At 37.8% G+C, this 7,881-nt stretch carries 10 protein-coding genes; all 10 read left to right on the top strand.

The genetic code is table 11. From position 1 onward, the window contains the following. The first annotated feature begins 134 nt into the window (after positions 1 to 134). The 10 genes from LGK95_RS02240 (at position 135) to LGK95_RS02195 (ending at position 7,781) form a co-directional block, all read left to right on the top strand. Positions 135 to 734 carry a cyclophilin-like fold protein gene (locus LGK95_RS02240; RefSeq protein WP_226121721.1) on the top strand — a complete coding sequence of 200 codons (600 nt, stop codon included), beginning with the start codon at positions 135 to 137 and terminating at the stop codon, positions 732 to 734. Positions 735 to 1,079: 345 nt separating this feature from the next. Continuing rightward, positions 1,080 to 1,730: a flavodoxin gene (locus tag LGK95_RS02235; protein ID WP_226121719.1), complete on the top strand. Its 651-nt coding sequence runs from the start codon at positions 1,080 to 1,082 to the stop codon at positions 1,728 to 1,730. 151 nt (positions 1,731 to 1,881) lie between these two features. Continuing rightward, a complete protein-coding gene (locus LGK95_RS02230; RefSeq protein ID WP_226121717.1) occupies positions 1,882 to 3,054 on the top strand; it encodes an iron-containing alcohol dehydrogenase in 1,173 nt (390 codons plus the stop codon). A gap of 11 nt (positions 3,055 to 3,065) precedes the next feature. Further along, positions 3,066 to 3,644, top strand: coding sequence for a sugar O-acetyltransferase (locus tag LGK95_RS02225; RefSeq protein WP_226121715.1), 579 nt, complete (start codon positions 3,066 to 3,068; stop codon positions 3,642 to 3,644). Positions 3,645 to 3,802: 158 nt separating this feature from the next. Further along, positions 3,803 to 3,916 carry a MerR family transcriptional regulator gene (locus LGK95_RS02220; RefSeq protein WP_264174440.1) on the top strand — a complete coding sequence of 38 codons (114 nt, stop codon included), beginning with the start codon at positions 3,803 to 3,805 and terminating at the stop codon, positions 3,914 to 3,916. A gap of 223 nt (positions 3,917 to 4,139) precedes the next feature. Continuing rightward, on the top strand, positions 4,140 to 4,676 hold the full coding sequence (locus tag LGK95_RS02215) for a flavodoxin family protein (protein WP_226121713.1): 537 nt from the start codon (positions 4,140 to 4,142) through the stop codon (positions 4,674 to 4,676). Between the two features lie 272 nt (positions 4,677 to 4,948). Continuing rightward, positions 4,949 to 5,113, top strand: a complete 165-nt coding sequence (locus tag LGK95_RS02210; RefSeq protein WP_319001884.1) for a DUF3737 family protein — start codon at positions 4,949 to 4,951, stop codon at positions 5,111 to 5,113. After that, a complete protein-coding gene (locus LGK95_RS02205; RefSeq protein WP_226121704.1) occupies positions 5,103 to 5,276 on the top strand; it encodes a hypothetical protein in 174 nt (57 codons plus the stop codon). The genes LGK95_RS02210 and LGK95_RS02205 overlap by 11 nt, the downstream gene beginning before the upstream one ends. A gap of 226 nt (positions 5,277 to 5,502) precedes the next feature. Continuing rightward, a complete protein-coding gene (locus LGK95_RS02200; RefSeq protein ID WP_226121702.1) occupies positions 5,503 to 6,555 on the top strand; it encodes an oxidoreductase in 1,053 nt (350 codons plus the stop codon). 122 nt (positions 6,556 to 6,677) lie between these two features. Beyond that, complete coding sequence (locus tag LGK95_RS02195) at positions 6,678 to 7,781, top strand: alpha/beta hydrolase (RefSeq protein ID WP_226121700.1); 1,104 nt, start codon at positions 6,678 to 6,680, stop codon at positions 7,779 to 7,781. Positions 7,782 to 7,881 lie beyond the last annotated feature (100 nt).

Genomic DNA, 7,881 nt, shown 5'->3' with positions numbered 1-7,881 from the left:
ACAATTATAACAAATAGAGGGGGTCATTGTTTTTTTTATTATAAAAGTAGCTTAAACCCTTGCTAATGCAAGGATTCAAATAAATAAAACAAAGATAGTGTTAACACTATCAAAAACATACTGGAGGTTTCTTTATGAAAAAATTATTGACACTTGCGCTGACAATTCTAATGATGTTTTCGTTGACTGCATGCAGCGGAAATCAAGCTAACAAGAATGAAAAAAACTCTGCAGGAAGTTCCTCAGTTGAAAAGGATTCCTCTACCACAGAAGCTAGCAATGTTAAGCCTAATGCATCGAGTAAAGCTTCGAATGGCTCCGCAAAAGTTCTTCCGAAAGGTTCTAATATGGCTACACGCACGATTAAAAATGGAACAGCTATTACGCTGACGGTTGGGGATACGGTAATTCCGGTCACTTTGAATAATTCCACATCTTCAAAGGAACTGTTATCACGTCTGCCATATACAGTGAATATAAACCGCTACTCCCATGACTATTGTGGTGTAATGAAAGATCCTCTGAAATATGATGAAAAGGATGTCCATAACGGCTGGATGAATGGCGATATTGACTTTGCACGGGATGCAAACTATTTTACAATCCTCTTTGAAGATGAAGAAAAGTCTAAAATCTATGGTGATCAGGTAAACTTGGGAAAGGTTGATTGTGATTTATCTGTAATAAAAGGATTAGGAAGTTCTATCGATGTGCGGATTGATTTGGCACGCTAAGTTATAATGAATTCCAATATAAGCAAGGTGATTGTTTGGAAAAAGAGAAGCGGATATTATGAAACAATTCGAATTTTCATAATGTAGACAAAAGCCATATTCTTAAGGCTAGAATACGGCTTTTGAAATCATTTTAAAACTAATAAATATAATATTATTTGTTATCCAGTTCTAAACCTAAACAATTAAATAAACGGTTATAAGGAATACTCAATGAAAAGAATATTGTATTTATTCTTGCATCAATATTTTTTCAACGCATGTAGAAATATAATTGTACGAACAATAGTGATACTGCAAGTATCACAGCAGATATTCAACTACAAACAATAGGAGAAAAAAATTATGAAAAAATTATTTGCATTAACTCTTGTAATGATAATGGCTTTTACTTTAACTGCCTGCGGTAATAATAACAGAAGCACTAAAAACAGCGATGAAAGCAGCACACAGAAAAAAATTGAAACTACCACATCTGATGAAAGTAATAATCAAACAAAGGATACTGCAAAAAAAGATATTCTCGTAGCATATTTTTCACATTCTGGAAACACTAAGGTAATTGCTAACCAGATTCACGAAAGCGTAGGAGGTAACATTTTCGAAATTAAGACAGTAGTTCCATATTCTACAGATAATGATACGGTCGTGGATAAGGCAGAACAGGAACAAAAGGATAACTATAGACCGAAACTTGCAACAAAGGTTGAGAACATGAACTCCTACGATGTTATTTACCTTGGTTATCCCGACTGGTGGGGAACTATGCCAATGGCAGTATTTACCTTTTTAGAAGGATACAATTTTTCAGGAAAAACAATCATACCGTTTTGCACACACGAGGGAAGTGGTTTAGGTCAAAGTGTTACGGACATCAAAAAACTTTGCCCTCAGTCAACTATTCTGGAAGGTCTGGCAATCTGGGATACAAATTTAAAAAATGGAAAGGAAGATGTGTCAGAGTGGCTGCATAAAATTGGAATTATAAAAGAATAAGGCTGATTATTATGTAGTATTAAAGTAGAAAGAGTAGAAAATTTTGAAAATAAGCATTGACTTAAAGTTAACTTTAAGCCATATAATTATATTAAACTCAATAATCGGAGTTTAACATAAACAATATTTTAAATAAATGGAGGAATTAAAAATGAGCTTTAATATGTATGCACCAACAAGATTTATTTTCGGATGTGGAAGGCTTAGCGAATTGCATGAGCAGAAACTGCCTGGCAAAAAGGCAATGGTAGTTATTTCAAACGGGAAATCCACTAAAGAAAATGGTTCACTTGATCGCACTATTGAGGAACTTACAAGAGCAGGTGTTGAAAGTGTTGTCTTTGATAAAGTACAGACAAATCCGTTGAAGTCCACGGTTATAGCAGGATCAAAAACAGCAAGAGATAACGGATGTGATTTTATTGTTGCTCTTGGTGGTGGCAGTGTTATTGATGCCTCCAAAGTAATAGCGGCAACGGCAACAAATGATGGAGATATCTGGGATTATATTTCCGGCGGTACTGGAAAAGGCAAAGCGATTGCAAATGCTCCGCTTCCTGTAATTTGTATTACTACAACAGCAGGAACCGGTTCAGAAGCAGACCAGTGGGGTGTTATCACAAATGATGAAACCAATGAAAAAATTGGCTTTGGTGGTGATGATCGTTTATTCCCGGTGATTTCAATAATCGATCCTGAACTGATGAAGACAGTTCCATCTAAATTTACCGCTTATCAAGGATTTGACGCACTTTTCCATTCTACCGAAAGCTATATTTCGAAATTTGCAAGCCTGATGAGTGATATGTATGCACTGACTGCTATTGAAAATGCAGCTAAATATCTTCCACGTGCGGTAAAAGACGGTAGCAATATGGAGGCAAGAGAACGCATGGCATTTGCTAGCACCCTTTCTGGTGTAGTTATGACTGTGAGCGTTACTACTGCTGAGCATTCTATTGAGCATGCAATGAGTGCATATCATCAGGAGCTGCCTCACGGTGCAGGACTTATTATGATTTCAAGAGCGTTCTATGAATTCTTTATTGACAAGCATGCTTGTGATGAAAGATTTATCGCAATGGCAAAGGCAATGGGAATCAAAGAAGCTGATAAGCCGGAGGATTTCATCACTGTGCTTGTGGACTTGCAAAAAGCCTGTGGTGTGGCGGAACTCAAAATGAGCGATTATGGTATCACACCGGATGAGTTTGATAAAATTGCGACCAATGCTCGCGAAACTAACGGCTTTCTGTTTACAGCAAATCCATGTGAAATGACGCATAAAGATGTTGTAGATGTACTAAGAAATTCTTATCGATAAGGAGGATACAAATGGATATCAATGATTTATTAGCACACTTAAATAGAGGTGAAGCGGTTGAGGGCGGTTCGGAATTACACCGGGTAATGATAGACCTTTCTCAGAAAGCATTAAAGTTGACTGCCGAGCTGAACGGTCAGTATCATACGCCGGAAGAGGTACGGAAACTGTTTTCTTTGTTGATTGGCAAACCGGTGGATGCAACATTTACCATGTTTCCTCCTTTTTATACGGATTGTGGGAAAAACATCTGTATGGGTAAAAATGTCTTTATCAATACAGGCTGTCGTTTTCAGGATCAGGGCGGCATTGCAATTGGAGATGGTGTTCTCATTGGGCACAATGTCATGTTGGCTACACTCAATCATGACATTGATCCGAGAAAACGTAGCACTATGCATCCCGCGCCCATTGTGATTGGTAAAAATGTCTGGATTGGAGCAAATGCCATTGTCGTCCCCGGCGTGACCATAGGTGATGGTGCTGTCATTGCCGCCGGTGCAGTTGTGACCAAGGATGTACCTGCAAATGTTATTGTAGGTGGTGTTCCTGCAAAAATTATAAGGGAAATCGAAACCAGTCAGGAGTAATTCTGTTTTTCTACTTTCCTTTTAACTTCTGGATCCTCAGCTTTGAGGCTTTCTTTAGAGGCTAAGAGGAATTTTTTTATCTTATTTTCATCAAGCCAAGAATAGGTTTAATTCCGAAGGTTCGTAGAACTGAATCAGGAATTAGAGATTATGATGAGATGTCAATTCACTGGATTGAGTTTGTCATGAGGTTTAAAAAAGCAGGAGTTTCATTAAATGATATTCGTGAATATATACATCTTGCTATTAGGGAGAATCAACCAAGGAAGTAAGAAGAGAAATACTTATCTAAACAAAAGCTAGATTAGATGAAAAAATTTTTAATTGCAATATTGTATGTTGCAAAATGAAGGGTTTTGTCATCTGTAATTAAGTAATAAAAAAATTCAAAAAGTACTTGACCTGAAGTCGACTTAAGGGTTTATAGTGATTCTATCGTTGAAAAAGAATCAACGGGCAAGAAAATATGATTTTTAAGTTGAAAGGAGAATAAATATGAAAATAACAGTTATTACTGGAAGCCCACATAAGAAGGGTACTTCTGCATTGCTCGCAGACAAATTTATCGAAGGGGCAAATGAAGCAGGACATGAGATATTTCGTTTTGATGCAGCATTTGAAGAGGTAAAACCATGTTTGGCATGTGAATATTGTGCAAGTCATGGTGGCCAGTGTGTACGAAAGGATGCTATGAACACATGGTACGAAAAGTTGATAGAAGCAGATATGATAGTTTTCGTAACGCCGCTATATTATTATGGAATGTCAGCACAGATAAAAGCAGTTATCGATCGTTTCCATGCTAACAATGCAAAATTGGCAGGTAACAAAAAATCAATGGTTTTGGCTACTTCCTATGGTGCAGATGATTGGACAATGGAGGCATTGGAGAAAAATTATGAATCTATACTTCGTTTTATGAATTGGAATGATGCAGGAAAGTTATTTGCGACAGGGTGTCCAGTTAGGGAAGTGATTGAACAGACGAATTTTCCAAATCAAGCATATGTCTTAGGAAAGTCTTTACAATAAATAAGGATAAATACAAGGTTCTATTATGTTTAACTTTGACTGAGATGAGTCATGAGGACTGTGTGAAAATTTTTAGAAAATCTTATAGATAAAAAGTAAAAATCTAAATGCAATGAGCAGCTCCGTTAATTCATAAAGACTGTTTAGTTTGGGATAACTCAATGTATTTAGATCTTATTCTTTACTATATAGATAGCAAGTTATTTTAAATGGAGGAAGGATAAATTTATGAAATTAGTAAAACAACAGATACTTACTGGTGAGAGAGCTATATATTTTATAGCAAAGATTTACAGGTTTCCTATTCAACGTTTGCTGATGGGGAGTCGACCTTAAAGGAGAGTCAGAATATTAAAATAGATCACAGTATATTTAAATGGAAATATCCATTATGGTACTGTAAAAACATTCTGTCTGTGCAAGCTTTTGCTAAGTGAAGCTGGACTATATGTTTCAACAGGAAAAGTCTATGGGAAAACTGGAAGAGGCTTTATTCGAATCAATATGGCATGTCCAAGAGAACGGCTTGAAGACGGTCTTACACATTTGAAAAAAGGAATTGAATTATTTAAAAAAGTTTCTGGAAATAAAAGGTTCTAATAGGTTATTTATAAAAGTCAAACAGATAGTGCAAAGTAGACAATAACAGTGGATATGTCTGAATTCAATGGCAATGAAAAATATAATTATTTGTCAAGTAATCTGAGCGTAGATACCTCATCTTGTTCAGGTCTGTTTGTTTTTTGTGCCAGACATTTTCTCTGGCGGTAATTTCTTATGATGATTCCTCTTTTTTTCGTTAATTATCTTATAGGAGAGTGATTATATGTCAAATATTTTTAAACCATTTCAAGTAAAAAATGTATCATTTAGAAACAGGATAGTTATGGCTCCTCTTGTACGCTTTGGTTTTCCGAGCTATGAGGGAAGCATGGGTGAAAAACTTATGCATGACTATTTGAGCAGAGCCGATAAAAAAATTGGGCTAATCATCAGTCAAGCACTTTCCGTATTGGCTGACTGTAATACATCAAGTAAGGCTAGTGGTACATCAGGCGGGGCTGGCGCTTACTCCGACCAGCATGTCGGATATCTGAGTAAAATAGCCGAAGCTTACCATAAGAACGGAACTGCTTTTTTTGCGCAGCTTGCTCTTCCTGGTTTCGGTTTTTATGACGACAATTCCAGAGATATTAATAAGCTGACTAAAAAAGATTTAATTAAAATCAGAGACGAGTTTATCCGGGGGGCAGAGATCTGCAAAAAGGCCGGTCTTGATGGAATTGAACTGCATGGAGCACATTCCTTTTTTCTGAACATGATGGCATCTTCAGAGTCCAATAAGCGTCAAGATAGTTATGGCGGCGATTTGACCGGAAGGCTGACTTTAGTGAAGGAAATCACGGAGGGAATTAAGAGCTTCGCTGGAGATCGTTTCATCGTATCCTATCGGATGGGCTGGGGGGATAGCTTAGACATAGACGTACAGACTGCGCAAAAACTGGAAGACATAGGAATTGATATGTTGCATGTGTCTACAGGTATACCACGAGAAAGAAAGCTAAAACTTCCCTCCGATTTTCAGTATAATGAAACAGTTTATACTGGTGGCTATGTCAAAAAACATGTAAAAATTCCTGTTATCTGCGTAAATAACATTAAGACACTGGGTAGAGGCAACGTGCTGATTGAAAGCAACTACTGCGATTTCGTGGCATATGGGCAGCCGTTTTTAGCTGATGCCAGATTTATCGAAAGGTCATTAAAGGACAGCAATTACAAGCCCTGCTTTGAATGCCGTAACTGTCAATGGTTTATAGATGGGGAGAAATGTCCGGCACAATTGAAAGCGAAGGTTAAAGGTAGCAGTCTACATTAATACGTGCGCGTCCTCATACGCCAAGGCCTCCGCGGAAGTGATTTCCTCCGGAGGATCATCCACCCCGCACTCTCCATATTCATTTTGGAGATAGGAATCAATAAAAGAAAGAGGAGATTATTATGAAAATGAAGCTTTTTAGTAATAAATTAGCGAAAGTTATTATGTTGGGACTTGCACTTACTATTGTGAGCGGTGGTGTTGCAGTTGCTTTGGTGGCGCAGCATGGAAAACAGCCGCGGATTGAAGCGGATAAGAGCCTGCCAGCAGGCGATATGTCCCGTGGTGCAGACAACTTTTACAAGAGCAACAAAGTAGATGTTCAGAAAGTTACGTTTCATAACAGTTACAATATGAAGGTAGCTGGTAATTTGTTTGTGCCAAAGAACTTGGATAAAAGCAAAAAACATTCAGCCATTATTGTCGGACATCCTATGGGCGCAGTAAAAGAGCAAGGTGCAAATCTTTATGCTCAAAAAATGGCAGATAAGGGATATGTAACGATTTCGTTCGATATGTCCTTCTGGGGGGACAGTGAAGGGGAACCTGGTAACAGTGTTTCACCGGACATTTATGCGGATGATTTCAGCGCCGCCGTTGATTTTCTTGATACTTTGTCGTATGTAGACCGTGAGAACATTGGAGTCATCGGTATCTGCGGCAGTGGTAGTTTTGCCATCAGTGAAGCTAAAATTGATCCACGTATGAAGGCGGTTGCTACGGTCAGCATGTATGATATGGGAAGTGTAAATCGCAATGGACTGAATCACAGCCAGACGTTAGAGCAGCGTAAACAGGTTATCGCAGATGCAGCACGTCAGCGTGATATCGAATATGTAGGCGGTCAGCGGGAATATACAAGCGGTACACTGGAAAAAATCGATGAGAAATCCTCGCCAATTGCTAAGGAGTTTTACGATTTCTATCGCACTTCCAGAGGATCTGCTAATACAACTACGCATCCGACGCTTACGGGTAATATGAAATTCATGAATTTCTATCCGTTCAATGATATTGAAACAATTTCACCGCGTCCATTGCTTTTCATTACTGGTACAGAGGCTCATTCGATCGAATTCAGTAAGGACGCTTATGCAAAAGCTGCTGAACCGAAAGAATTGTATCTTGTTCCAAATGCCGGGCATGTTGATCTTTATGATCGTACAGATCTAATTCCGTTCGATAAACTCACGGAGTTTTTTAATAAATACCTGAATAAAAAATAAGGAAAATGTGTTCTAAAAAATCTGAAACAGTAAATAATACAAGGTGGAAATTCTGTAGATGTACTGAATAATGTGAGCGTTGAACTTAAAAAGACTAAAA

Origin of the sequence: Clostridium algoriphilum, assembly GCF_020443705.1 — a bacterium.
GTDB classification, from domain to species: domain Bacteria; phylum Bacillota; class Clostridia; order Clostridiales; family Clostridiaceae; genus Clostridium_AD; species Clostridium_AD algoriphilum.
This window is presented reverse-complemented; position numbering and strand designations above follow the sequence as displayed.

What these genes read in the sequence shown, in the direction of transcription:
- LGK95_RS02230 (WP_226121717.1), top strand. Translation starts at nt 1,882, where the DNA reads ATGAGCTTTAATATGTATGCACCAACAAGATTTATTTTCGGATGTGGA.
- LGK95_RS02195 (WP_226121700.1), top strand. Translation starts at nt 6,678, where the DNA reads ATGAAAATGAAGCTTTTTAGTAATAAATTAGCGAAAGTTATTATGTTG.
- LGK95_RS02235 (WP_226121719.1), top strand. Translation starts at nt 1,080, where the DNA reads ATGAAAAAATTATTTGCATTAACTCTTGTAATGATAATGGCTTTTACT.
- LGK95_RS02240 (WP_226121721.1), top strand. Translation starts at nt 135, where the DNA reads ATGAAAAAATTATTGACACTTGCGCTGACAATTCTAATGATGTTTTCG.
- LGK95_RS02200 (WP_226121702.1), top strand. Translation starts at nt 5,503, where the DNA reads ATGTCAAATATTTTTAAACCATTTCAAGTAAAAAATGTATCATTTAGA.
- LGK95_RS02225 (WP_226121715.1), top strand. Translation starts at nt 3,066, where the DNA reads ATGGATATCAATGATTTATTAGCACACTTAAATAGAGGTGAAGCGGTT.
- LGK95_RS02215 (WP_226121713.1), top strand. Translation starts at nt 4,140, where the DNA reads ATGAAAATAACAGTTATTACTGGAAGCCCACATAAGAAGGGTACTTCT.
- LGK95_RS02220 (WP_264174440.1), top strand. Translation starts at nt 3,803, where the DNA reads ATGTCAATTCACTGGATTGAGTTTGTCATGAGGTTTAAAAAAGCAGGA.